Source organism: Campylobacter sp. CFSAN093226 (assembly GCF_012897595.1).
Taxonomy (GTDB): Bacteria; Campylobacterota; Campylobacteria; order Campylobacterales; family Campylobacteraceae; genus Campylobacter_D; species Campylobacter_D jejuni.
Window position 1 is genome coordinate 19249 of sequence record NZ_CP040608.1, and the last position, 25686, is coordinate 44934.

General features: G+C 34.1%; 15 protein-coding genes, 2 tRNA genes, 3 rRNA genes and 1 pseudogene. 11 read left to right on the forward strand and 10 right to left on the reverse strand.

The features are described 5' to 3' along the window. Positions 1–2: 2 nt before the first annotated feature. Entirely contained in the window at positions 3–527 is a 525-nt protein-coding gene (locus tag FBF02_RS00070) for a YagU family protein (RefSeq protein WP_002857701.1), read from the reverse strand. A gap of 91 nt (positions 528–618) precedes the next feature. Further along, complete coding sequence (locus FBF02_RS00075; RefSeq protein WP_002853125.1) at positions 619–1845, reverse strand: HD domain-containing protein; 1227 nt, start codon at positions 1843–1845, stop codon at positions 619–621. A gap of 76 nt (positions 1846–1921) precedes the next feature. On the opposite strand from FBF02_RS00075, the gene queC reads away from it, so the two are divergent. Continuing rightward, positions 1922–2596: a 7-cyano-7-deazaguanine synthase QueC gene (queC, locus tag FBF02_RS00080; RefSeq protein ID WP_002858807.1), complete on the forward strand. Its 675-nt coding sequence runs from the start codon at positions 1922–1924 to the stop codon at positions 2594–2596. A gap of 20 nt (positions 2597–2616) precedes the next feature. On the opposite strand, the gene dsbI is transcribed toward queC, so the two are convergent. From dsbI to FBF02_RS00110, 6 genes and pseudogenes are all read right to left on the reverse strand, one after another. After that, positions 2617–4143 (reverse strand): disulfide bond formation protein DsbI, encoded by a 1527-nt coding sequence (dsbI, locus tag FBF02_RS00085; RefSeq protein WP_002858830.1) that lies wholly within the window; start codon positions 4141–4143, stop codon positions 2617–2619. Between the two features lie 11 nt (positions 4144–4154). Continuing rightward, a complete protein-coding gene (gene dba / locus FBF02_RS00090; RefSeq protein ID WP_002779270.1) occupies positions 4155–4322 on the reverse strand; it encodes a disulfide bond formation protein Dba in 168 nt (55 codons plus the stop codon). A 105-nt stretch (positions 4323–4427) separates the two neighbouring features. After that, positions 4428–6205: pseudogene (locus FBF02_RS00095) on the reverse strand (methyl-accepting chemotaxis protein). Next, positions 6195–7109 carry a cytochrome-c peroxidase gene (locus FBF02_RS00100; protein WP_002865312.1) on the reverse strand — a complete coding sequence of 305 codons (915 nt, stop codon included), beginning with the start codon at positions 7107–7109 and terminating at the stop codon, positions 6195–6197. The pseudogene FBF02_RS00095 and the gene FBF02_RS00100 overlap by 11 nt, the downstream one beginning before the upstream one ends. Positions 7110–7172: 63 nt before the next feature. Further along, positions 7173–8051 (reverse strand): fumarylacetoacetate hydrolase family protein, encoded by an 879-nt coding sequence (locus FBF02_RS00105; RefSeq protein ID WP_002858817.1) that lies wholly within the window; start codon positions 8049–8051, stop codon positions 7173–7175. Positions 8052–8162: 111 nt separating this feature from the next. Next, on the reverse strand, positions 8163–9065 hold the full coding sequence (locus FBF02_RS00110) for an RluA family pseudouridine synthase (RefSeq protein ID WP_002928256.1): 903 nt from the start codon (positions 9063–9065) through the stop codon (positions 8163–8165). 77 nt (positions 9066–9142) lie between these two features. Between FBF02_RS00110 and purB the strand changes: the two genes are divergently transcribed. Together purB and FBF02_RS00120 are read left to right on the forward strand one after the other, a co-directional pair. Continuing rightward, a complete protein-coding gene (purB, locus tag FBF02_RS00115) occupies positions 9143–10471 on the forward strand; it encodes an adenylosuccinate lyase (protein WP_002865088.1) in 1329 nt (442 codons plus the stop codon). 15 nt (positions 10472–10486) lie between these two features. Further along, positions 10487–12856, forward strand: coding sequence for a ribonucleoside-diphosphate reductase subunit alpha (locus FBF02_RS00120; RefSeq protein ID WP_002865087.1), 2370 nt, complete (start codon positions 10487–10489; stop codon positions 12854–12856). Positions 12857–12894: 38 nt separating this feature from the next. Here the strand turns inward: FBF02_RS00120 and FBF02_RS00125 are convergent, their stop codons facing one another. Continuing rightward, the gene (locus tag FBF02_RS00125) at positions 12895–14280 is read right to left on the reverse strand and encodes a cation:dicarboxylase symporter family transporter (protein WP_021034165.1); all 1386 of its coding nucleotides are present in this window, start codon (positions 14278–14280) and stop codon (positions 12895–12897) included. 119 nt (positions 14281–14399) lie between these two features. After that, positions 14400–15023 carry an FAD-dependent thymidylate synthase gene (thyX, locus tag FBF02_RS00130; protein WP_002853111.1) on the reverse strand — a complete coding sequence of 208 codons (624 nt, stop codon included), beginning with the start codon at positions 15021–15023 and terminating at the stop codon, positions 14400–14402. Positions 15024–15142: 119 nt separating this feature from the next. On the opposite strand from thyX, the gene FBF02_RS00135 reads away from it, so the two are divergent. From FBF02_RS00135 to rrf, 8 genes are all read left to right on the forward strand, one after another. Continuing rightward, positions 15143–16774, forward strand: coding sequence for a CTP synthase (locus tag FBF02_RS00135; protein ID WP_002855601.1), 1632 nt, complete (start codon positions 15143–15145; stop codon positions 16772–16774). Next, complete coding sequence (recJ, locus tag FBF02_RS00140) at positions 16761–18332, forward strand: single-stranded-DNA-specific exonuclease RecJ (RefSeq protein WP_002855578.1); 1572 nt, start codon at positions 16761–16763, stop codon at positions 18330–18332. The genes FBF02_RS00135 and recJ overlap by 14 nt, the downstream gene beginning before the upstream one ends. 83 nt (positions 18333–18415) lie before the next feature. Continuing rightward, a complete protein-coding gene (locus FBF02_RS00145) occupies positions 18416–19423 on the forward strand; it encodes a type II asparaginase (protein WP_257067281.1) in 1008 nt (335 codons plus the stop codon). 591 nt (positions 19424–20014) lie between these two features. Beyond that, positions 20015–21527: ribosomal RNA gene (locus tag FBF02_RS00150) — 16S ribosomal RNA — on the forward strand. A 102-nt stretch (positions 21528–21629) separates the two neighbouring features. Beyond that, a tRNA-Ala gene (locus FBF02_RS00155) sits at positions 21630–21705 on the forward strand. Positions 21706–21713: 8 nt separating this feature from the next. After that, positions 21714–21790: transfer RNA gene (locus FBF02_RS00160), tRNA-Ile, on the forward strand. 536 nt (positions 21791–22326) lie between these two features. Continuing rightward, a 23S ribosomal RNA gene (locus tag FBF02_RS00165) occupies positions 22327–25233 on the forward strand. Positions 25234–25498: 265 nt separating this feature from the next. Beyond that, positions 25499–25615, forward strand: a 5S ribosomal RNA gene (gene rrf / locus FBF02_RS00170). Together the 16S, 23S and 5S rRNA genes with 2 tRNA genes alongside form the textbook arrangement of a ribosomal RNA operon. Positions 25616–25686: the final 71 nt, after the last annotated feature.

The following is a 25686-nucleotide window of genomic DNA, read 5'->3' on the forward strand; positions in this document are numbered from 1 at the left end:
TTTCATTCTTCTATTTCTTTGGTTATACGATTTCTTATATCTCTACGAACTATTTCCATGCCCCACAGCCAAACAATATGGCCAAAAATTTCAGACAGGTGTTCATCAAAAGGAATTTCAGAAAGTGGTGGAACTTCTGCAATTAAAGGCATTACAATAACATGGGCAAAAAGATAAACAAAAAATCCAAAAACTGCACCTTGCCACATAGTAATACGGTGCCATTTTTCCGCTATCATACAATAAGCCACTCCAAAAATAATAGAAAAACCGACATGTACTATAAAAATTGACAAAGGCATTTGCATACCCGAAAACATATAAGTCCAATCAGTAGGCAAGCCTAGTTGTTCTAGAAAAATTTTAGGTGGAGTAACACGTTCTAAAGCATCTGCTGGCCAAAAAACATTGGGATTTCTTGGAGGAAAAGGTACTTCCCAACCCCATTTAACAATAGCTCCGAAAATACCCGCTAATATACCTATAAAAAAGGCTAAAGTATAGCGCTTTTGAAAGTATTTTTTCATAATAACTCCTTTATATTTTATACAAAATAAAATTTGAATTTATAATATTTTTATTTAAAACATATTGAAAATAGTAGTATAAAAATCTTATTTAAATTTTAAAATACTCTCTTAAACTTTCACAAATTTCAAAAAAATTCACCCCATCTATGGTAGGATTTTCTTTAAAAAACTCATGCATTCCTAAAAAACCACTTTCAAGTTCTTTAGACTTTACACCATAACTTATACTAAGTCCTGCTTCTATATAAGCAGCAATTTTATCGCAGTATTTAAGCGCCTTACCATCTATAGCACCAAATTCATTTTCATTAAAAGAGCTTAAACTTCCGCTGCAAAGCTCGATTTTAGCATTTTTATAAGTGCGATTTTCAAACTCATTTTTTACAAAATTTGACTCACCGTTTCTACCTTCTCTAATGCCTAAAATATAAGAAAACTCAGCCCTTAAACCCTCAGGTACAAAGGGTAAAATTCTTTCATTAATAAGTTTCATTTCATAATCATTTATGATATCATGAAGTCCATCAATGCCGTATTTTACAGGGCTGATAATATCACGTGTTAAAGACTCTGGCAAATCATGAAACAAAGCACAATAAAAATTATTCTCAAGTCTTTTATCGCAAGCCTTGATTTTTAGTGAGTAAAAATATCCTAAAATCGCCACCACAAGCATATGTCCTAAAACCGCGGTTTCTGGTATGCGTGGAGTTTGAGCCCAACGTTTTTGAAAGCGAAGTCTTCCGCTAAGATCAATAATTTTGGCTATTTTTTGATTTAAAGCGATTTTTCTAGCTCCTATAAGCTCATAGTAATCTTCTAATTCTTCTTCAACTTTGTTTTTAATCTCATCAATATCATTTAAAAAAGCTGAGGTTTGATAAACTATGTTAAATTCCCATCTTGTAGCAAAATATGAAGCTGCTTTTAAGATAAGTCTTTCTTTAGCATAAGCATTACCGTTTAAATATGCTTCAAAACGCTTTAGAAATTCCCCATCTTCTATATCTTCTATCATAGGTTCGATTTTGCTTAAAACCCAAGCATTAACTTCAGCTTTTTTTTGACGCACGATTTCATGATACACATCAGGGCGTATATCAGTTACCACAACACGACTTAAAAACTCAAAAATTCCCCCTTCTATAATCACTCTCATATCCACATCTTTTTCCATTTTAGCGATAAAATATGCGATGATGAATTTATGAGCTTGTTTGTCAAGTTCAACCAAATTTGCCATTCTTGGATAATCATTCCAGCGACTAATAGAAGCGGCTTTAAAAATGTGTTCTATGAGTTTTATGTTTATCATGCTTTTGCCTTTTTTGCAATTTAAATTTAAAAATTTTCGTTAAAATTGTGAAATTATAGCAAATTTAAGGATAAAAATGAGTAAAAAAGCACTTTGTATCATAAGTGGCGGTATGGATAGTACTTTGTGTGCTTATCTGGCCAAAAAAGAAGGTTATGAAATCATCGCTTTGCATTTTGACTATGAACAACGCACTCAAGAAAAAGAAAAAGAATGTTTTAAGCAAATTTGCAAGGCTTTAAAAGTAGAAAAATCTTATATTTTAGATGTGAGTTTTATCAAAGATATAGGGGGCAATGCCTTAACCGATAAAAGTATAGACATCCCTAAAAATGAGCTTTGTACAAGCGATACTCCACCTATCACTTATGTGCCTTTTCGCAATGGAATTTTCTTAAGTATAGCAGGATCTTTGGCTGAAAAGGAAAATTGTGAGAGTGTTTTTATAGGGGTGGTAGAAGAAGATGGCAGTGGTTATCCCGACTGTACTGATGAGTTTATACAAAAGGCACAAGAATTTATCAATGAAGGTACGAGTAAGAATTTCAAAGTTTGTATAAAAACTCCGCTTGTTAGACTAAACAAAGCTAAAATTGTAGAACTAGCCTTAAAAGAAAATGTACCTTTAGAACTTACTTGGTCTTGTTATGAGAGTGAAGATGAAGCTTGTGGGGAGTGTGATAGTTGTTTGCTTCGTTTAAGAGGTTTTGAAAAAGCAGGATTTAAAGATAAGATTAAATATAAGTCCTAGTTTTCACTAGGACTTAAAGCTTAGTTTAAAGTATAAAGCTTGTTTGCTCCATCTTGATAAGAAAGAATATTGATTTTTCCATCTTTAAAGAAAATGCTTCTAGCATTAGTGATAGAGCTTGGGAAAGCGATAGTTTTCACTACTTCTTCTTTGACTGGATCAATTACGGCAATCACATTGTGATTTTTGCTAAGTGCATAAATTTCCCCATCTTTAAAAGTCATAGAAGTTACATAAAGATCGCCTAAAGTTTTACCTTCTTTAAGATTTGCTTTTGGAGTAAATTCTCCTGAAAGAACACGATCTTTTAAAGAAACTTTAGAGATTACAAAAGTTTTAGCGTCTTTGTTGTTTGGAACAGTTGCAAGATAAAGATAATTTCCATCTGTAGTCATACTTGCTACATGGTTAAATTTTGCTCTTACGGTATCAAGTCTTCCGCGACCTAAACTTTCGCCTTGACCTTTAAATTTATCATTGCCTTTTACAAAGTCAGCGTATTGTTTAGCGATATCTTCTTCACTTGCATTAGGATTTTTTGCAAATCTTAAGAAAGATTTGTTTGAGCCCATAAGAATGAATTTATCGTTCATATAAGGTATGATACCGATGATTGGATCGATAGAAGCTGAAAAATAAGGATCAAGTTCAAAACCTTCTTTAACGCTAAAATTATTATCTAAGAAAACTACATCCCATTTAGAACTTGCTACAAATTCGTTATTGATATAATCAAGAGTATTGATGGCTTTGTCAAAATTTATGGTTTGTTCATTTGTGATTTTAAGCTCATCATTGATTTTTGCAAATGGAGCATTGTTGATATCATTATCAAATTTTATGCCAAGTTTTTCACTTGCAGGTGCAAAAGCATAATCAGGAGCTTTAACATCGCGTTTTCCTAAGAAAGAAATATTTTGCCATAAACCATTCCAACCTTCTTTACTCCAAATGATGTATTTTGGATTTAAACTAAATCTTACAGGATCGCCTTGTCCTACATAAGGAGGAATACCTGTGCTAACAAAGGCTTGGAAAACATTTGATGCTACGATGATAGCACTGATTAAAACTGCTGCAAAGCTAAATTTAGTATATTTTCTAAACTTTTCTCCATTTAGTTCAGCTTCAAAAGCATTAAATTTAGGGGCAAAAGCAAAAATCACACCTAAGAGCAATACAACAGCCCAAAATACTACTTCAGCCCAAAAATAAGTATGGATACCAAAAACTGCTAAACCAAAACCTTGATCTAAATCTCTATGAGCGTGATTACCATAGTGAGCAAAAGATTGATAAAGTCCTACTGCTGTCATGATTAAAAGAGCAGCAAGGTATTTACCTTTCATACCATAACGAACAATGAAAAGCGCCATTACACCGATAAAGATCATTGCTTCTCTTTGTCCCCAGCAAAGCGTGCAAGGACTATCGCCCAACATATAACCAAATATCAAATTTGCAATACCTACAGGCAAGAGTATAATCAAAAAGCCTGCTAAACACATTAGTGTGTAGAAATTTTTTGTTTTATTGATTTCGTTCATTTAGCCCTTCCTTACAGATTCATTATTGTTAATAGTGCGCCTGTTTTGTGGCCAACATAGAAAAAAACCATTAAAAGCCAAGCTACCATTACCAAACCAAAAGCCAAATTTTCTTTTTCTGGTTTTTTGATAATCAGTATCAAGGCGATTAAAACTAATAAAAGTTCAAGAAACTCCATAGCATCTCCTTTGAAATAAAAACTGCTAATTTTACTTGAAAAACATAAATTAAAAATAAAATTTTTATTGAAATTTCACGTTAAGTTAAATTAACGTGAAAAAAGTTACTGAAAGCTACTTAATTTTTCGGAGAGTTTAGAGGCACCATTTAGAACATTTTGAGAGATATTATTGATTTCGCATGATAAATCTTTAACAGAATTTGCAAGTTCGTTAACTTTGTCTATATTTGTTCCTAGGATAAGCATTTTATCTTTTACTTCCATGCTTTTATCTTTCATGGTTTGGGTTGATTCTATAGAGCTTTCCAATTTATGCATAGAATTTACAAGTTCTTGTTGTAAATCATTGGTTTTTGAAGAGGTTTCTTTCATAGAATCATGGATAAGATCCATTAAGGCTTTGTTGTCATTGATTTGTTGGACTATAGTATTAACAGTAGCATTGATATTTAAAAGAGATTTGCTTGTTTTATCAGCAAGTTGTCCAACTTCATCGGCTACAACAGCAAATCCACGCCCATGTTCGCCTGCTCTTGCAGCTTCGATAGCTGCATTTAGAGCAAGTAAATTAGTTTGATCAGCTATATCTTTAATGGAATTTGTGATTTCTATAATATTATCCGCACTTTGGGTTAGACTATCCATATTGGCTACTACATTTTGTTCTTTTTCATTGTTTTCATTTATCAAATTTACAAGTTCAGATAGAGTAAGTTCTACTTTATCCATTAGTATGTGCATATCTTGCATATTTTCTATACTTTCTTGTGCTAAATTTCCCGCAAGATTGATATGATCATCTAAAACATGAGTGATTTCTTTAACTCCTTGAATTTGTTCATGTTGAGAATTAGAACTGTTTTCAAGCATCATAGAATTGTTTTTGAGTTTTTGTGAATTTTGATGACTTGATTTAGCATTTTCTATGGCTTCTATGATCGAGTTTTGAACGGTGGATATAAATGAATTAATATATTGAGCGCTTTGTCCAAGCTCGCTTTTTGGATCTATGTTTAAACGAGAATGTAGATTGGCTTCTTTGCTAGCTAAATTAGCACTTAGTTTTTCTAAAGTATGAATTGGTATGATGACTTTTTTAGTGTTAATAAAATAAAAAATACAAATAATACGATAGTAATTCCAAATACTGCCAAAGCGATATAAAATTTAAATAAATTAGATTGTTCTATAGTATTTTGGGTAAAAGTGTCAAGTTGTTTTAACTCTTTCATAAGGGAATTATTTTCATAAATAGAAGAATTATCTTGCATAATAGAAATTTGCTTTACAATCATTTTATAGTGTTTTAAAAAAAGTTGCAAATTTTCATTTTTTGCATCATTTTTGATTTCTTTCATAAGACTGTTGAGTTGATTTAATGTTGTTTTTTGTAAAATATTTTCAGTTGAAAGAACGCTTAACATAGAACTCATTGTTTTATAGTTGTTTTTATTTGTTTCATGGTTTTGTTCCAATTCTTCAAAATAATTTTTAGCTAGTTCAAATAAATAAAGTTTTGAATTTACTGCTATGGAATTTGCGGATTTAAAATAATTAAGCTGGATTAGTTTGACATTAAAAATTTCTTCTGCTTTGTTTATGTCAATCCCAAAAGTTTTAAGTTTTGTAAAGTTTTCTTGCATTTTTTTTATCGCTTGAACACTTGGATCGTAGTTGATAAAATTAAAACTATTTTGAAAAACAGAATTGATTTTTTCATCTGAAATTTCTAGTTGTTGAACTATGTTTATCAATTCTTTATTATCTTTAGATGAAGAATAGTTATTAAAAATAATACCTAATAAAACAAGAATGAAAGCTAAAACTAGTGTAGATAAAATAATAAATTTTATCAAAAATGAACTTTTTTTATTTGTCATGATATTCTCCTGTTAAGCTTTCTAAGAATGCAACTATATTGTCAACTGTTTCTTGATCTAAAAATTTTCCTAGTTGATAGTAAGCCATAAACTGAACACAAGCATCTAAAGTAGGTATAGATCCATCATGAAAATAAGGTGCGGTTTTGGCTATATTTCTAAGACTAGGAACTTTAAATACCATTTTATCAGCTTCTCTTTTTGTGATTTCATAGCGCCCTAAATCTTCTTGGTTTGGGTATTCTTCAAAAATACCGATTTTTTGAAACATATTCCCACCTATATTTTGACCTTGATGACAAGAGATGCAGCCATTAGCTTTAAAATCTTCGTAACCTTTTTTAGCTTGAGCTGAAATAGCATTTTGATCCCCGCTAAGATAGCGATCAAAAGGAGAATTTGGAGTGATCAAGGTTTTTTCAAATTCGGCGATTGCAAGAGCTATGTTTTCTACCGTAACTTCTCCATAAAGTTTTTTAAAAGTTTTTACATAATTTTCATTTGAATTAACTTTTTGTAAAAGAAGTTCAGGACTTAGCCCCATTTCTTTAGGATTGAAAAAAGGTACTGTAGCTTGTTCTGCTAAATCTTTAGCTCTACCATTCCAAAATTGCACAAAATTAAATACAGAATTAAAGGTTGTAGGAGTGTTAAAGGGTTTATCGAGTTGATTATCAACTCCTATTGAAAATTCAAGTCCATCAACGCCGTGTTGATCAAGCCTATGGCAAGTATTGCACGAAACTTTTCCATCTTTGGATAAACTTTTATCCATATAAAGACTTTTTCCAAGTTTAGCTTTTTCTTTATCATAAGAGATGGAATTTGGAATAGGGGTTATCATATCTACTGCAAAGACTATATTTGCATAAGATAAACATAAAATCATTATTATTTTTTTCATGGTAAATTTCTGCCTTAATTTAAGTTTTTAAAATGCCATTATAGTGTAATTTTAGTAAATTGTTTAATAATTGATATTTTTTATTTTATTGCAAAGTTCTCCTAAATTTTCTATGACGCAACGTACTTTATCTCCTGATTTTAAAAAAGTAGGTGGATTTAACCCCATACCTACTCCACTAGGAGTTCCCATAGATATAATACTTCCAGCTTTTAAAAGCATGCCTGCGCTAAGTTCTTCTAAGACATAAGCAATATCAAAAATAAACAATTGAGTGTTAGAGTTTTGGCGTAGTTCATCATTGACATAGCTTTGAAGTTGGAGTTTAGGAGGATAAGAAATTTCATCTACGCTTGTGATATAAGGTCCCATTATAGTGCTACCTTCAAGACTTTTTGCTCGGTAGAATTGTTTGTGGCGTTTTTGAAGTTCGCGAGCTGAAATTTCATTGATAATAGTATAGCCAAAGATATAATCTTTTGCATCTTTAGCTTTGATTTTATAAGCATCTTTACTTAAAATAAATGCAAGCTCACATTCATAATCAAGCTGAGAAGTTACATCTGCATGTAAAGGTATATCGCCAAAAGGTGCCGTAGCTTGATTGCAGCGTTTTCCAAAATATACAGGATATTCTCTTTCTTCAAATTTTTCACCCTTAAATTTGGCAGATTCTTTGGCATGATCTAAAAAATTAATCCCAAGACATATAATATCTTGGCGAGGTTCTATAATAGGGGCTAGATAATTTTCTTTTGGAATTTCATAGGCTATTTTAGAATCCAAGTCTGTAAGCTTGTGTTTAAATTTATCAAAATAGATAATAAATTCATTCATATCGTTAGTTTCAATGCCAAGATCAGTAAAACTTACAATTTTTCCACTAGAATTTAGTACTCCTAGATTGTGTTTTTGACCCTGTATAAAATTAACAAATTTCATTGGAAAATCTCGCTTTTTTATTTAATTATACTTAAAGTTTTAGCAAGAATTATTTTTTTGTTTTAAAATTTGGTAAAAAAGTGATTGATTGTAGCGTAGTGAAACATCATTTTATTTTATGGAATTGTTGAAAATTTCTTTTATGTTTATTTTTGAGTTGATATCAAAATTTTGATTTTTATATTGAAATTTCAAACGATAAGAATGCAAACACAAACGCAAGGCACCTGTAAGTTTTAAGCGTTCTTTAGGATTTAATTTTTCATCTAAAATACTTTCGATTTGTTGTTTGCTAAGCCCATAAAGTGGATCGCCTAAAATGGTATGATTTTTATAGTGTAAATGCACTCTTATTTGATGTTGTCTGCCTGTTAAGGGTTTACAAAGTAAAAGAGTAGCGTTGATTTTAGGAAAGTATTCTAAAATTTCAAATTCAGTGATAGCTTGTTTTCCTTCTTTGCAAATTTGCATTCTTGTTTTTACATCATCGTAGTTTTTAGTTAAATTTATAGCTTTATCAACTATAAAATTTTCTTCTATTTTTCCATGAGCTAGAGCAAGGTATTCTTTTTGAACTAGTTTTTTTTCAAACAAGCTTTTAAGATCAATTTGAGCTTTTTTATTTTTGGTTATAAGTATAAGTCCGCTCGTTTCTTTATCGAGCCTGTGTGCTACGCAAGCTTCTTTTCCCCAAAGATGCCAAATTTCATCACTAAGACTGTATTTGCAATGTCTACCATTTGGATGGCTTAAGATCCCACTTTCTTTTTCAAGTATGGCAAAGTCTTCATTTTCAAAGACAATTTCTACTCCTTTGGGATTGTTTTCATAGACTATAAGCTCTACTAAACCATTTAAAATTTTATTCTTTTCTTCTACTAAAATTCCATCACAAAAAAGTCTTTTTTTGTCTATGAGTTTTTGTGCTTCATTTATGCTAATTTTTAAATTTTCCATAAGGACTTGAAACGCCTTTTTTCCATTATTTGAGAGTTTTATTTTTATGTAAGCCATTTAATAACTTTCTTAGGATAATTTGATATAATTTCTGTTTTTTAAAATATAAAATTATAGCTAAAAAGGTTTCAAAGATGGTTGAAAGATATAGCAGAGAAATCATGGCTAAAAAATGGGACATGCAAGCAAAATACGATGCGTGGTTAAAAGTAGAATTAGCCGCTGTAAAAGCTTGGAACAAACTCGGTCTCATTGATGACACAGACTGCGAAAAAATTCTTAAAAATGCAAAATTTGATATTGCAAGAATAGACGAAATAGAAAAAACCACAAAACATGATGTTATAGCTTTTCTTACAAGTGTAAGTGAAAGTTTGGGAGAAGAGAGTCGTTTTGTGCATTATGCAATGACAAGTTCTGATTGTATAGATACAGCTGTTGCTTTACAGATAAAAGAGAGTTTGGAGCTTATTTTAGAAGATGTTTCTTTGCTTTTAGAAGCGATCAAAAAGCGTGCTTTGGAGCATAAAAACACCTTAATGGTAGGAAGAAGTCATGGAATTCATGGAGAACCTATTACTTTTGGTTTGGTGTTAGCTATTTGGTATGATGAAATTTCGCATGCAAAAGAGCTTTTAGAACATGCAAAAGAAGTGATAAGCTATGGAAAAATCAGCGGTGCAATGGGAAATTTTGCTCATGCTCCTTTAGAATTTGAAGAAGAAGTTTGTAAAAATTTAGGTCTTAAGGCCGCTCCTGTTTCAAATCAAGTGATCCAAAGAGATCGTTATGCTCAGGTTATTTCTGCTATTGCGATTTTAGCTTCAAGTTGTGAGCAAATCGCTGTAGCCATAAGACATTTTCAAAGAACTGAAGTTTATGAGGCTGAGGAGTATTTTAGTGTAGGACAAAAAGGAAGTTCAGCTATGCCACATAAAAGAAATCCTGTTTTAAGTGAAAATATCACAGGACTTTGTCGTGTGCTTAGATCTTTTGTAACTCCAGCTTTGGAAAATGTTGCACTTTGGCATGAAAGAGATATATCTCATTCTAGTGTTGAAAGATTTATTTTGCCTGATGCTTTTATCACGGCTGATTTTATGCTTATGCGTCTTACAAATTTGATTGATAAGCTTTTGGTTTATCCTGAAAATATGATGAAAAATTTAAATCTTACAGGCGGGCTTGTATTTTCAGGGAGGGTGCTTTTAGAACTTCCATTTAAAGGCATTAGCCGTGAAGAAGCTTATAAAATAGTTCAAAGAAACGCTATGAAAGTTTGGGCAGATTTGCAAAATGGCAAGGCTGCTATCAATGAAAAAAATGAAAGTTTGTTTTTGTTAGCGCTTTTAAGCGATGAAGATTTAAGAAAAAGTTTGAGCGAAGAGGATGTAAGAAAATGTTTCGATTATAACTACTATACAAAAAATGTTGATGCAATTTTTAAAAGAACATTTAAATAAAAAGCAAGGAAGGCAATGAAAGTTATTAAAAGAAATGGTCGTACAGAAGAATTGGATGTTTCTAAGATCAAAAAATGCACCTCTGATGCTGTAAAAGATTTAGAAGGTGTGAATTTAAGCGAACTTGAACTTGATGCAAAGATTCAATTTCGTGATGGAATTTCAACTGAAGAAATTCAAAAAACTTTAATTAAAACTGCAGTAGATAAGATAGATATTGATTGTCCAAATTGGACCTTTGTTGCAGCTAGACTTTTTTTATTTGATTTATATAAAAAAGTTAATGGTATGAATCGCTATAATCATTTGCGTGAGTATTTTCAAAAGGGTGAAAAAGAAGGAAGAATTTTACTTGGTCTTAAAGAAAAATATGATTTAGATGATTTAAATGCTTATATTAAACCTGAACGCGATATGCAATTTACTTATCTTGGTATTAAAACTTTATATGATAGATACTTGATTAAAGATAGTAAAGGTATGCCTATAGAACTTCCTCAACAAATGTTTATGGCCATTGCGATGTTTTTAGCGCAGAATGAATTTAATCCTCAAGAATGGGCGAAGAAATTTTACGATCTTATTTCTAAATTTGAACTCATGCTTGCAACTCCGACTTTATCTAATGCAAGAACAACGCGCCATCAGCTTAGTTCTTGTTATATAGGATCAACCCCTGATAATATTGAAGGTATTTTTGATTCTTACCAAGAAATGGCTTTGCTTTCTAAATTTGGTGGTGGTATAGGTTGGGATTGGTCTAAAGTGCGTGCTATGGGTGGAAGCATAGATGGGCATAAAAATGCCGCAGGAGGGATTATACCTTTCTTGAAAATTACCAACGATATTGCTGTGGCAGTAGATCAACTAGGAACCAGAAAAGGAGCTATAGCCGTTTATATAGAACCTTGGCACATGGATATAAGTGATTTTATCGATTTGCGTAAAAATTCAGGTGAAGAAAGACGCCGTGCTCATGAACTTTTCCCTGCTTTATGGATCAATGATCTTTTCATGAAGAGAGTAAGAGCTAATGATAAATGGACTCTTTTTGATCCTGCAGATACAGCGGATTTGTGTGATTTGTATGGTGAAGCTTTTGAAAAACGCTATGAAGAATATGAAAAAGATGAAAGCATTACCAAAGAAATCGTAGAAGCTAAAGAGCTTTGGAAGAAAATTTTGCTAAATTATTTTGAAACAGGCTTGCCATTTTTATGTTTTAAAGATAGTGCCAACAGAGCAAATCCAAATGCTCATGTAGGAATTATTAGAAGTTCAAATTTATGTACTGAAATTTTTCAAAATACCGAGCCAAATTATTATCAAATTAAAGTAGTTTTTGAAAATGGAGATGAGCTTCATTTTGATGAAGAGCAAAAGGTTGTGATCGATGGGGGATATGAAAAACCAGCCAAAAAAATCTCAACTTTAGATAGTATTGAAGGTAATAAAGTTTATATAGTGGAAAAATATAAAAATGATGGAAAAACAGCCGTTTGTAATTTAGCAAGTATAAATCTTAGCAAAGTATATACTAAAGAAGATATAGAGCGTGTTGTTCCAACAGCTATTCGTATGCTTGATAATGTAATTGATTTAAATTTTTATCCTCATAGAAAAGTAAAAGATACAAATTTAAAATCTCGTGCCATAGGTCTTGGAGTTATGGGCGAGGCACAAATGCTTGCTGAGGCTAAGATTCATTGGGGAAGCGATGAGCATTTAAATAAAATCGATGAGATTATGGAGCAAATTAGCTTTGAGGCTATTAATGCGAGTTCAAATTTAGCTCTTGAAAAAGGTTCTTATGAAGATTTTGAAGGATCAAATTGGAGCAAGGGGATTTTTCCTATTGATGTAGCAAGTCCTAAGGCTAAAGCTTTAACTTTAAGAGAAGGCTTATTTGATCAAAGTGAATGCGACTGGGTTAAACTTAGAGAAAAAGTTAAAAAAGATGGTATGAGAAATGGTTATTTGATGGCCATTGCGCCTACTTCTTCTATTTCTATCTTGGTGGGTACTACGCAGACTATAGAACCTGTTTACAAAAGAAAGTGGTTTGAACAAAATTTAAGTGGTATGATACCTGTTGTTGTGCCAAATTTAAGCCTTGATACTTGGCAATACTATACTCCAGCCTATGAACTTGATCAAAAAATTCTTGTAAAGGCTGCTGCTGTGCGTGGTAAATGGATCGATCAAGGGCAGAGTTTAAATATCTTTTTATCACTTGATAAAGCAAGTGGGGGATATTTAAATGAAATTTATCAACTCGCTTGGGAGCTCGGAGTAAAATCTACTTATTATCTAAGAAGCGAAAGCCCTGATAGTGAAAAAGTCAATGTTGCAGATCGTAGCATAGAATGTGAAGGTTGCCAATAAATACTAAAACCCAATGAAAAGCATTGGGTTTTAAAAGATTAAGAATTGTAAATTTCTTTATCTAGAGCTTTTAGATTTTTTGCAGTACAAAGTGCCGAAGTCATAGCTCCTGAGACATTGCTTGCTGTTCTTGCCATATCTATAATAGGATCTATGGCTAAAATCAAACTTAGCATGACAAAATTACTACCAAATCCAATCCCTGCTAGCATAATAGAAGCTGCCATAGTTGCACTTCCAGGTACCCCAGCTATACCCAAGGATCCAATAACAGCTACCAAAACTATCATTAAAGCAAATGTAAAATCAATATGTGTATGTGTAGCAAAAGCTACAAAAACTGCCGCTAAAGCTGGAAAATATCCCGCACAACCATTAAGTCCTGTTGTTGTACCTATAGATGCTACAAAATTAGCTATAGCTGAATTAACTCCAAATTTATTTTGCAAAGTTGAAGTGGTCATAGGCAAAGTGCCTAAAGAAGATCTTGAGCTAAATGCAAATAACCATACAGGAAAGGCTTTTTTTGCATATTTTATAGGGTTTAACCCTTGTGAAGCAAGAAGTAAAAAATGCACCCCAAACATTATAAACATGGCTATATAAATAAGCATTATAAAAAGTCCAGCTGTTTTGATAGCTTCAAAACCATTGCTTAAAAGCACATTAGCCATCATACAAACTACAGCATAAGGCATAAATCTAATGACTGTAGCAGTCATGTTCATCATAATATTATAAAAGGTTAGGATAAAATTATGAAAACTTTTAAAGGCTTGTTCATACTCTTCTTTTTTAGAAATTTTTTTAGCACTAATTCCTATAAAAAAAGAAAAAATGACAATAGCTATAATATTTTCTTTATTAATAGCTGTAATGATGTTGCTAGGTATTAGCCCTAGTATAATATTTGAAAAAGTTTGAATTTCGCGAATTTGTTTATCTCCTTCATATATAGCAAAATTACTTCCTAAATCAAAACTATAACCTAAAAATATACCCAAGGTTGCAGCTATGGCTGTGCTAAAGAGTATCCAAAAAAGACTTATTCCAAGCAAGGAAGATATTTTGATATTTTTATCAATTTCTATAATTACTTTTATAATGCAAATGCTTACAAGAGGAACAACTAGCATTTTTATAAAAGCTACAAAAACAGAACTTACAAATGCAAACCAATGTTTTGTTTCACTATACCAAAGAATATTGCTTGCTTCTTCAGCATCTGGAAAATTTGCCAAATATTGCAAAGCAAAACCAAACCCCAAACCCATTAAAAGCGCAAATAGCATGCGAAGAGAAAAATTGATTTTTATATCCCGCATTTTTTTTAATGCGTAAAAAACAACACAAAGTATAGCAAGAGTAGCTATAGTATGAGCTTGTGAAAGCATTAGAAAATCTTGAAAAAATTGTTTATCCATAAAAAGTCCTTATAAGAAACTGTAATCAAGCACAAGGTATATGAAAATATACTTGCATAAAGCTTGATTTTATAAATGGTAGCATAAAAATATTTTAAATAAGATAAAATTAGTATGATTTATTCTATATCTTTATGTAGGCAATGTTCAAATATAAATTTGTGTTCTTGTGGTAAGGCTTCAAATAAAGCATTTGCTAAATTTCTAATCTCCCAAAGAGCTGATTTTGAACTACGCAAAGATATAAAATTTTGTAAACTTCTTGCATTAATCGTTAGTGTAAGTTCGGTTTTATAGCTTTCTGGTAAGCAGTATTTGGCTATATCTAGACTAATGCTTTTTTGTAAAATAGTGCGTAAATTTTCTAAGGCTTTAATGCTTGCGTTATCAACCTCTTCATTACCACAAAGCACAAGATAACGGCTTGCATTTTCAAAATCTCCTATTTTAAATTCAGCTTCATTGCGAAGTTCTTTTAAGGTATAACGCGTGCTTTTTACACTAGGACTAGTGTGACGGTGTCTTGCAACTTCTTGTAAGCAAGCTCTTGAAATTCCTTGTATATAAAAAGTATAGTTTAGATGTTCTAAGGTTGAAGCGTGTTTGAATTTATTACCCACGCGATCGATAAGTTCTTTATCTTTTTCGCCACCGCAATCGCCTTTTTCAAAGCTTTGCCAACAAGTTCTTGTTGCATGAGAACAAACAGATAATGGAGTGTGAAAAAGTAAAGTGATTTGCATGCTTATTCCTTTTTTGATAAAAATATTTTTTGTAATTCTTGCATTTTTTACTTAAAATTCTAATGAAATAAAAAGTTTTATCAAGCTATAATTAGATAAAAAAATAAGGCTTATTGTCAATGAAACAAACAAAATATATTTTTGTAACAGGTGGAGTTTTAAGTTCTTTGGGTAAAGGGATAGCCGCTGCTTCTATCGCAACACTTTTAAAAAATTCAGGGCTTAAAGTGAGTATTTTAAAAGCTGATCCTTATATCAATGTTGATCCAGGCACTATGAGTCCTTTTGAGCATGGAGAGGTTTTTGTAACTGATGATGGAGCAGAAACGGATCTTGATTTGGGGCATTATGAGCGTTTTTTGGATGAGAGTTTATCTCAAGATAATAACTTCACTACAGGACGGGTTTATCAAAGTGTGATTGAAAAAGAAAGGCGTGGAGAATATCTTGGCAAAACCATTCAAGTTATCCCTCATATAGTAGGAGAAATCAAAGATCGCATTAAAAAAGCAGGAGAAGGCAAAGATATACTTATCGTTGAAATAGGCGGAACTGTTGGGGATATAGAAGGCTTGCCTTTTTTAGAAGCTATTCGTGCTTTGCGTTTGGAAGTGGGTAAAAATAATGCTATGAATATTCATCTTACTCTAGTACCTTTTATTAAGGCTGCAGGGGAATTAAAAACAAAGCCAACTCAACATAGTGTAGGCGAGTTAAGACGCATAGGCATTAGTCCTGATATGATTATTTGTCGTAGTGAAAAAGCTCTTGATAGAGATTTAAAAGATAAAATTGCTATTTCTTGCGGGGTAGAAAAAAATTGCGTGATAGAAAGTGTTGATGCGGCTAGTATTTATCAAATTCCACTTAATTTTTTAAAGCAAGATATTTTAAGCCCTATTGCTGAAATTTTGGATTTGAAAAATTTAAAACCTAATATGGAAAATTGGGACTCTTTGGTAAAAAGAGTTATAGCTCCAAGCAATGAAGTTAAAATCGCTTTTGTAGGCAAATATGTGGATTTAAAAGAAAGTTATAAAAGCCTTACTGAAGCTATTATACACGCAGGTGCAGCCCTAGATACTAAAGTGGAGTTAAAATGGGTAGATAGTGAAAAACTTGAAAATATGGAAAGTTCTGAAGTATTTAAAGATGTGAGTGGAATTTTGGTTGCTGGGGGATTTGGATATCGTGGTGTAGAAGGTAAGATAAAAGCCATTCAATACGCAAGAGAAAATAAAATTCCTTTTTTAGGAATTTGTTTAGGTATGCAGCTTGCTTTGGTGGAATTTGCTAGAAATGTATTAAAACTTAAAGATGCAAATTCAAGTGAATTTAATGAAAAATGCCAAAATCCTGTGGTTTATTTGATTGATGAATTTATGGATACAAATGGAGAAAAACAAATTCGTACTGCAAAAACTCCTTTAGGTGGAACTATGCGTTTAGGGGCTTATAAATGTGATATCAAGGAAAAATCCCTTTTGGCTAAGGTTTATAATGAAGTAAAGAGTGTAAAAGAACGCCATCGTCATCGCTATGAAGCAAATCCAAAATATAGAGCAGATTTTGAAAAACACGGTTTGATTGTAAGTGGTGAAAGCAAAGGATTGATTGAAGCAGTTGAGCTTAACTGTCATCCTTTTTTCTTGGCTGTGCAGTTTCATCCAGAATTTACATCAAGACTTGAGCATGTTAATCCTGTGATTTGCAGTTTTATCAAGGCAGCTATAAACTATGAAGATAATTAATAAAAATGAAATTAAAAAAATTTTGGCTTCACGCTTTGAAAAAGATTTGCATACCAAACTTTGTGATCTGCCTTTGCCATGCTGTTTAAAGGATGCATATAAAGCAGCTAATCGCATCAAAGAAGCTGTAGAAAAAAATGAGAAAGTCGCCATAGTAGGAGATTATGATGTTGATGGAATCATTTCTTGTGTTATTATGGCAGAATTTTTCGATGATATAGGTTTTGATTATATTATAAGAATTCCAAATCGTTTTAAAGATGGATATGGATTAAATGCTGAGATCATCAACGAACTTGATGTAAATTTAATAATAACAGTAGATAATGGAATAGCTGCTCTTGAAGCAGCCAAACTCTGTAAAGAAAAAAATATAGATTTGATTATCACTGATCATCATATGCCTCAAGATGTTTTACCTGATGCTTTTGCCATTATCAATCCAAAGCAAAAAGATTGTGATTTTCCAGAAATTGAAATTTGTGGAGCTCAAGTCGCATGGTATTTGATAGCGGCTTTAAAAGAGGTGTGCAAGCTTAAATATGACATGTGTAAATTTTTAGAACTTTTGGCGATTGCAATTGTTGCAGATATGATGGAACTTAGAGATTTAAATCGTGCTTTAGTAAGGCGTGGCATAGATCATATTAACAAATCTAAAAGGGCTGCTTTTAGGGCTATTAAGCATTATTATCAAAAGGATAAATTTGCTCTTGATAATATAGGATTTTTAATTGCTCCGCTTATAAATAGTGCTGGAAGAATGGATGATGCAAGTATTTCTTATGAATTTTTACACACTAAAGATTTTAATAAAGCTTTAGAATATCTAGAGCAAATTGTTAGTTTTAATGAAAGTCGTAAAGATGAAGAAAAACAGCTTTTTGAAGATAGTTTAAATCAAATCGATGAAAACGATTCTTGTATTGTGGTATCGGGTTTAAATTGGCATGAAGGTGTTTTAGGGATTGTGGCAAGTCGTTTAGCTAAACATTTTAATAAACCTGCTTTTGTATTTTCTCAAAATGAAGAACACTTAAAAGGCAGCGCAAGAAGTGTTGGCAAGATTGATATTTTAGCTTTAATTTCTAAGACAAATTCTATATTAAGCAATTATGGTGGTCATAAAGGTGCTGCTGGAATCAGTTTAAACTCTGAAAATTTTGAACAATTTAAAAATAAAATCAAAAAAGAATGTTCGCAAATTTCTGAAAGTGAATTTTTGGATACAGATGAAATTTTAGGAATCTTAGAACCTAGCGAAATTGATTTTGAAATGCTTGAAATTTTAGAATCTTTTGAACCTTTTGGACATAAAAATCCACGACCTTTTTTTGTTTTAGAAAATCTTTGTGTAAAAAATAAAAAACTTCTAGGTAAAGATGAAAAACACTTAAAGCTTGTTTTAACTAAGGAAAATAAAACCATAGAAGCTTTATTTTTTAATTTTGATAAAGAGCCAGAATTGAATCAAAATATTTCTTTGCTTGGAAGTATTTCTAAGAATGAATTTAGGGGAATGGTAACTCCACAGTTTGTTGTTAAAGAGATTTTATAAAAATTTTTACTTATAATTTGCATTAATAACATTAAAAAATTAATATACAAGAGATTAAAAAATTATTTATATGTTGTCTTTTTATAGGAGTATGTATGAAAAAAGCTAAATCAAGGATTGCTATTTTAGGAACAGGCGGAACGATAGCAGGCTTCATTGATAGCACTATTGCTACAACAGGATATACGGCCGGAGCCATTGATATAGATGTATTAATTAAAGCAGTTCCGCAAATTAGAGATTTAGCAGATATTAGTTGGGAGCAAATAGCAAATATTGATAGTTCAAATATGTGTGATGAAATTTGGTTAAGGCTTGCTAAAAAAATTGCTAAGCTTTTTGCTGAGGGGATAGACGGTGTGGTGATAACTCATGGTACTGATACTATGGAAGAAACTGCTTATTTTTTAAATTTAACCATTAAAAGTGATAAGCCCGTAGTTCTAGTTGGCGCTATGCGTCCATCAACTGCTATAAGTGCGGATGGTCCGAAAAATCTTTATAATGCAGTGGCATTAGTTGCCAATAAAGAAGCTAAGAATAAGGGTGTTATGGTAGCTATAAATGATAAAATTTTAAGCGCTAGAGGCGTAGTAAAAACTCATAGTTTAAATGTTGATGCTTTCTCTTCTCCTGATTTTGGGGATTTGGGTTATATAGTAGATGGTAAAGTCTTTTTCTATAATAATGTTACTAAAGCTCACACAAAAAACGCTCCTTTTGATGTAAGCAAACTCACAAGTTTGCCAAAAGTAGATATTCTTTATAGCTATTCAAATGATGGTAGTGGTGTCGCTGCAAAAGCTTTATTTGAACATGGAACTAAGGGCATAGTTGTTGCAGGAAGTGGAGCAGGAAGTATACACAAAAATCAAAAAGATGTTTTAAAAGAGCTTTTAAAAAAAGGGCTTAAGGTTGTTGTAAGTTCAAGGGTTGTAGCAGGTTGTGTTGCTGTGAGTGATTCAGATGAAAAATTAGGTTTTATTAGTGCTGAAGATTTAAATCCTCAAAAAGCAAGAGTTTTGCTTATGTTAGCACTTACAAAAACAAGTGATCCTAAAAAAATTCAAGAGTATTTTTTAAAATATTAAAATTTTTTAAATATTTCTAAACTTAGGGAACTTATCTTCCCTAAGTCAAGCCTTTCAATCCTATTAATAGTATATTATATCTTGTATTTTTTATTATCATTTAAAATCCCCCCCCCCCATTTTTAAACCCACCAAATACTTATATAAATACTTACACAAATATTTATACTATTTAATCCTTTATTTAATCCCCTTTTAAGTTTAATTGGTTATACTTTCATTTCCTTTTTTGAAAAAAGGACTTAAAATCTTTTAAATTATAAAGTTTCACTAGCTTAGTAGATTTTATAAATTAACTCTTTTGGTTTTTGTCTTATAAACTAAAAGCTTTTTTATAAATCTTGTTTTTTAATTTAAAAACTTTTCTTTTAAAAATGATTTTTTGTTTTGTTCTTTTAAATTAGTATTGTTATTCAAATCTTATTAGTCAATCTTTGAAATCTAAATAAGTGATCGATTGAGCCAGAACAGATTTAGGCATAAGCAATTATGTAAAATCTATTCAATCTAATAATTAAAAAGATTAAAAACTTTTCTTTTAATCTTTCATAACTTTTTCTTTGAAGAAAAAGATTAAACTATCTATAATTTTTTATGGAGAGTTTGATCCTGGCTCAGAGTGAACGCTGGCGGCGTGCCTAATACATGCAAGTCGAACGATGAAGCTTTTAGCTTGCTAGAAGTGGATTAGTGGCGCACGGGTGAGTAAGGTATAGTTAATCTGCCCTACTCAAGAGGACAACAGTTGTAAACGACTGCTAATACTCTATACTCCTGCTTAACACAAGTTGAGTAGGGAAAGTTTTTCGGTGTAGGATGAGACTATATAGTATCAGCTAGTTGGTAAGGTAATGGCTTACCAAGGCTATGACGCTTAACTGGTCTGAGAGGATGATCAGTCACACTGGAACTGAGACACGGTCCAGACTCCTACGGGAGGCAGCAGTAGGGAATATTGCGCAATGGGGGAAACCCTGACGCAGCAACGCCGCGTGGAGGATGACACTTTTCGGAGCGTAAACTCCTTTTCTTAGGGAAGAATTCTGACGGTACCTAAGGAATAAGCACCGGCTAACTCCGTGCCAGCAGCCGCGGTAATACGGAGGGTGCAAGCGTTACTCGGAATCACTGGGCGTAAAGGGCGCGTAGGCGGATTATCAAGTCTCTTGTGAAATCTAATGGCTTAACCATTAAACTGCTTGGGAAACTGATAGTCTAGAGTGAGGGAGAGGCAGATGGAATTGGTGGTGTAGGGGTAAAATCCGTAGATATCACCAAGAATACCCATTGCGAAGGCGATCTGCTGGAACTCAACTGACGCTAAGGCGCGAAAGCGTGGGGAGCAAACAGGATTAGATACCCTGGTAGTCCACGCCCTAAACGATGTACACTAGTTGTTGGGGTGCTAGTCATCTCAGTAATGCAGCTAACGCATTAAGTGTACCGCCTGGGGAGTACGGTCGCAAGATTAAAACTCAAAGGAATAGACGGGGACCCGCACAAGCGGTGGAGCATGTGGTTTAATTCGAAGATACGCGAAGAACCTTACCTGGGCTTGATATCCTAAGAACCTTTTAGAGATAAGAGGGTGCTAGCTTGCTAGAACTTAGAGACAGGTGCTGCACGGCTGTCGTCAGCTCGTGTCGTGAGATGTTGGGTTAAGTCCCGCAACGAGCGCAACCCACGTATTTAGTTGCTAACGGTTCGGCCGAGCACTCTAAATAGACTGCCTTCGTAAGGAGGAGGAAGGTGTGGACGACGTCAAGTCATCATGGCCCTTATGCCCAGGGCGACACACGTGCTACAATGGCATATACAATGAGACGCAATACCGCGAGGTGGAGCAAATCTATAAAATATGTCCCAGTTCGGATTGTTCTCTGCAACTCGAGAGCATGAAGCCGGAATCGCTAGTAATCGTAGATCAGCCATGCTACGGTGAATACGTTCCCGGGTCTTGTACTCACCGCCCGTCACACCATGGGAGTTGATTTCACTCGAAGCCGGAATACTAAACTAGTTACCGTCCACAGTGGAATCAGCGACTGGGGTGAAGTCGTAACAAGGTAACCGTAGGAGAACCTGCGGTTGGATCACCTCCTTTCTAGAGTACAAAGTAATAAGTCTCACAACTATTACTTCAATATATAAACTCAATTGATTCTTGTTTAGATTTCAAAGATTGATGATAAAGCTAATTGTTTATGGGGAATTAGCTCAGCTGGGAGAGCGCCTGCTTTGCACGCAGGAGGTCAGCGGTTCGATCCCGCTATTCTCCACCATTTATTAAGGGCCTATAGCTCAGCTGGTTAGAGTGCACCCCTGATAAGGGTGAGGTCACAAGTTCAAGTCTTGTTAGGCCCACCATAAAAAAGATTTGAATAAAGAAGCTTTAAAATCTAAAGCAAGTATATAAAGTAGATTAAATATAAAATATAAACTCTAAATACTTAGATTTATTTTTATCTTTAGCTATAAAAGAATATACTTTAGATAGATATAAATAACATATACATTATGTATTTATATTTATAATGATTATATTAATATATATACTTCCTTTAGGTTTTAAACCTAATGTTCTTTTTAATTATCATTGTTAAGAGTCACAAGCAAGTTTTAATAAAAACAATTTTACAGGACTTGTTAAAGGATAAAACCTATTTATCTTTTCTTTAGTTTAACTTAACTTTTAGCTGTCTTTATTTCTATGAATAAAGAGAATATTAGATTTAAGGATTATAAATTAAAGACAAGTTTCAAACTCACAGCTTAGTTGAGACTAAATCATTTAGTTTTATATTAAGTGTTTGAATGCTTTCCGTCTTAAGATAAAGAAGTCTTATCATAAAAACTTTAACAAGGAAGTGATGCGTTTTAGAATCAATAATAAAAGGTAAAAAAGGTAAGCTACTAAGAGCGAATGGTGGATGCCTTGACTGGTAAAGGCGATGAAGGACGTACTAGACTGCGATAAGCTACGGGGAGCTGTCAAGAAGCTTTGATCCGTAGATTTCCGAATGGGGCAACCCAATGTATAGAGATATACATTACCTATATAGGAGCGAACGAGGGGAATTGAAACATCTTAGTACCCTCAGGAAAAGAAATCAATAGAGATTGCGTCAGTAGCGGCGAGCGAAAGCGCAAGAGGGCAAACCCAGTGCTTGCACTGGGGGTTGTAGGACTGCAATATGCAAGAGGTAAGTTTAGCAGAACATTCTGGAAAGTATAACCATAGAGGGTGATAGTCCCGTATGCGAAAAACAAACCTTAGCTAGCAGTATCCTGAGTAGGGCGGGACACGAGGAATCCTGTCTGAATCCGGGTCGACCACGATCCAACCCTAAATACTAATACCAGATCGATAGTGCACAAGTACCGTGAGGGAAAGGTGAAAAGAACTGAGGTGATCAGAGTGAAATAGAACCTGAAACCATTTGCTTACAATCATTCAGAGCCCTATGTAGCAATACAGGGTGATGGACTGCCTTTTGCATAATGAGCCTGCGAGTTGTGGTGTCTGGCAAGGTTAAGCAAACGCGAAGCCGTAGCGAAAGCGAGTCTGAATAGGGCGCTTAGTCAGATGCTGCAGACCCGAAACGAAGTGATCTATCCATGAGCAAGTTGAAGCTAGTGTAAGAACTAGTGGAGGACTGAACCCATAGGCGTTGAAAAGCCCCGGGATGACTTGTGGATAGGGGTGAAAGGCCAATCAAACTTCGTGATAGCTGGTTCTCTCCGAAATATATTTAGGTATAGCGTTGTGTCGTAATATAAGGGGGTAGAGCACTGAATGGGCTAGGGCATACACCAATGTACCAAACCCTATCAAACTCCGAATACCTTATATGTAATCACAGCAGTCAGGCGGCGAGTGATAAAATCCGTCGTCAAGAGGGAAACAACCCAGACTACCAGCTAAGGTCCCTAAGTCTTACTTAAGTGGAAAACGATGTGAAGTTACTTAAACAACCAGGAGGTTGGCTTAGAAGCAGCCATCCTTTAAAGAAAGCGTAATAGCTCACTGGTCTAGTGATTTTGCGCGGAAAATATAACGGGGCTAAAGTAAGTACCGAAGCTGTAGACTTAGTTTACTAAGTGGTAGGAGAGCGTTCTATTTGCGTCGAAGGTATACCGGTAAGGAGTGCTGGAGCGAATAGAAGTGAGCATGCAGGCATGAGTAGCGATAATTAATGTGAGAATCATTAACGCCGTAAACCCAAGGTTTCCTACGCGATGCTCGTCATCGTAGGGTTAGTCGGGTCCTAAGTCGAGTCCGAAAGGGGTAGACGATGGCAAATTGGTTAATATTCCAATACCAACATTAGTGTGCGATGGAAGGACGCTTAGGGCTAAGGGGGCTAGCGGATGGAAGTGCTAGTCTAAGGTCGTAGGAGGTTATACAGGCAAATCCGTATAACAATACTCCGAGAACTGAAAGGCTTTTTGAAGTCTTCGGATGGATAGAAGAACCCCTGATGCCGTCGAGCCAAGAAAAGTTTCTAAGTTTAGCTAATGTTGCCCGTACCGTAAACCGACACAGGTGGGTGGGATGAGTATTCTAAGGCGCGTGGAAGAACTCTCTTTAAGGAACTCTGCAAAATAGCACCGTATCTTCGGTATAAGGTGTGGTTAGCTTTGTATTAGGATTTACTCCGAAAGCAAGGAAACTTACAACAAAGAGTCCCTCCCGACTGTTTACCAAAAACACAGCACTCTGCTAACTCGTAAGAGGATGTATAGGGTGTGACGCCTGCCCGGTGCTCGAAGGTTAATTGATGGGGTTAGCATTAGCGAAGCTCTTGATCGAAGCCCGAGTAAACGGCGGCCGTAACTATAACGGTCCTAAGGTAGCGAAATTCCTTGTCGGTTAAATACCGACCTGCATGAATGGCGTAACGAGATGGGAGCTGTCTCAAAGAGGGATCCAGTGAAATTGTAGTGGAGGTGAAAATTCCTCCTACCCGCGGCAAGACGGAAAGACCCCGTGGACCTTTACTACAGCTTGACACTGCTACTTGGATAAGAATGTGCAGGATAGGTGGGAGGCTTTGAGTATATGACGCCAGTTGTATATGAGCCATTGTTGAGATACCACTCTTTCTTATTTGGGTAGCTAACCAGCTTGAGTTATCCTCAAGTGGGACAATGTCTGGTGGGTAGTTTGACTGGGGCGGTCGCCTCCCAAATAATAACGGAGGCTTACAAAGGTTGGCTCAGAACGGTTGGAAATCGTTCGTAGAGTATAAAGGTATAAGCCAGCTTAACTGCAAGACATACAAGTCAAGCAGAGACGAAAGTCGGTCTTAGTGATCCGGTGGTTCTGTGTGGAAGGGCCATCGCTCAAAGGATAAAAGGTACCCCGGGGATAACAGGCTGATCTCCCCCAAGAGCTCACATCGACGGGGAGGTTTGGCACCTCGATGTCGGCTCATCGCATCCTGGGGCTGGAGCAGGTCCCAAGGGTATGGCTGTTCGCCATTTAAAGCGGTACGCGAGCTGGGTTCAGAACGTCGTGAGACAGTTCGGTCCCTATCTGCCGTGGGCGTAAGAAGATTGAAGAGATTTGACCCTAGTACGAGAGGACCGGGTTGAACAAACCACTGGTGTAGCTGTTGTTCTGCCAAGAGCATCGCAGCGTAGCTAAGTTTGGAAAGGATAAACGCTGAAAGCATCTAAGCGTGAAGCCAACTCTAAGATGAATCTTCTCTAAGCTCTCTAGAAGACTACTAGTTTGATAGGCTGGGTGTGTAATGGATGAAAGTCCTTTAGCTGACCAGTACTAATAGAGCGTTTGGCTTATCTTTAATAAAGCATCACTTCCTTGTTAAGGTTTTTAGAAGACTTTGAATATAGATAATATTTAGAGTTTAATAGAAATCTTTCAAGTAGAGTTTGTATTAAAACTTGCTCTTAACATTGTTTTTTAAGTATTCTATATAAAGACTTATCAAAGATAAGTAAAGAAGAAAGAAAAATAAAAGAAGAAAGAGAATAAAGAAAAAAGTAAAGAAATAAAAGATTAGGCTTTATTCTTAAATTCAGTCTTTCAAAGAATATTTAAATAACAATGTCCGTGATTATACAGATGTGGAAACGCCTTGCTCCATCCCGAACCAAGAAGCTAAGCACATCGTGGGTGATGATACTACGCCTTACTGGCAGGGGGAAAGTAGCTCATTGCGGACTTGTTAATTCTACTTAACTTGCCTATAAAATTAATAATCAGTTTTTTTAGTTTGTAATTAAAAATTTATTTA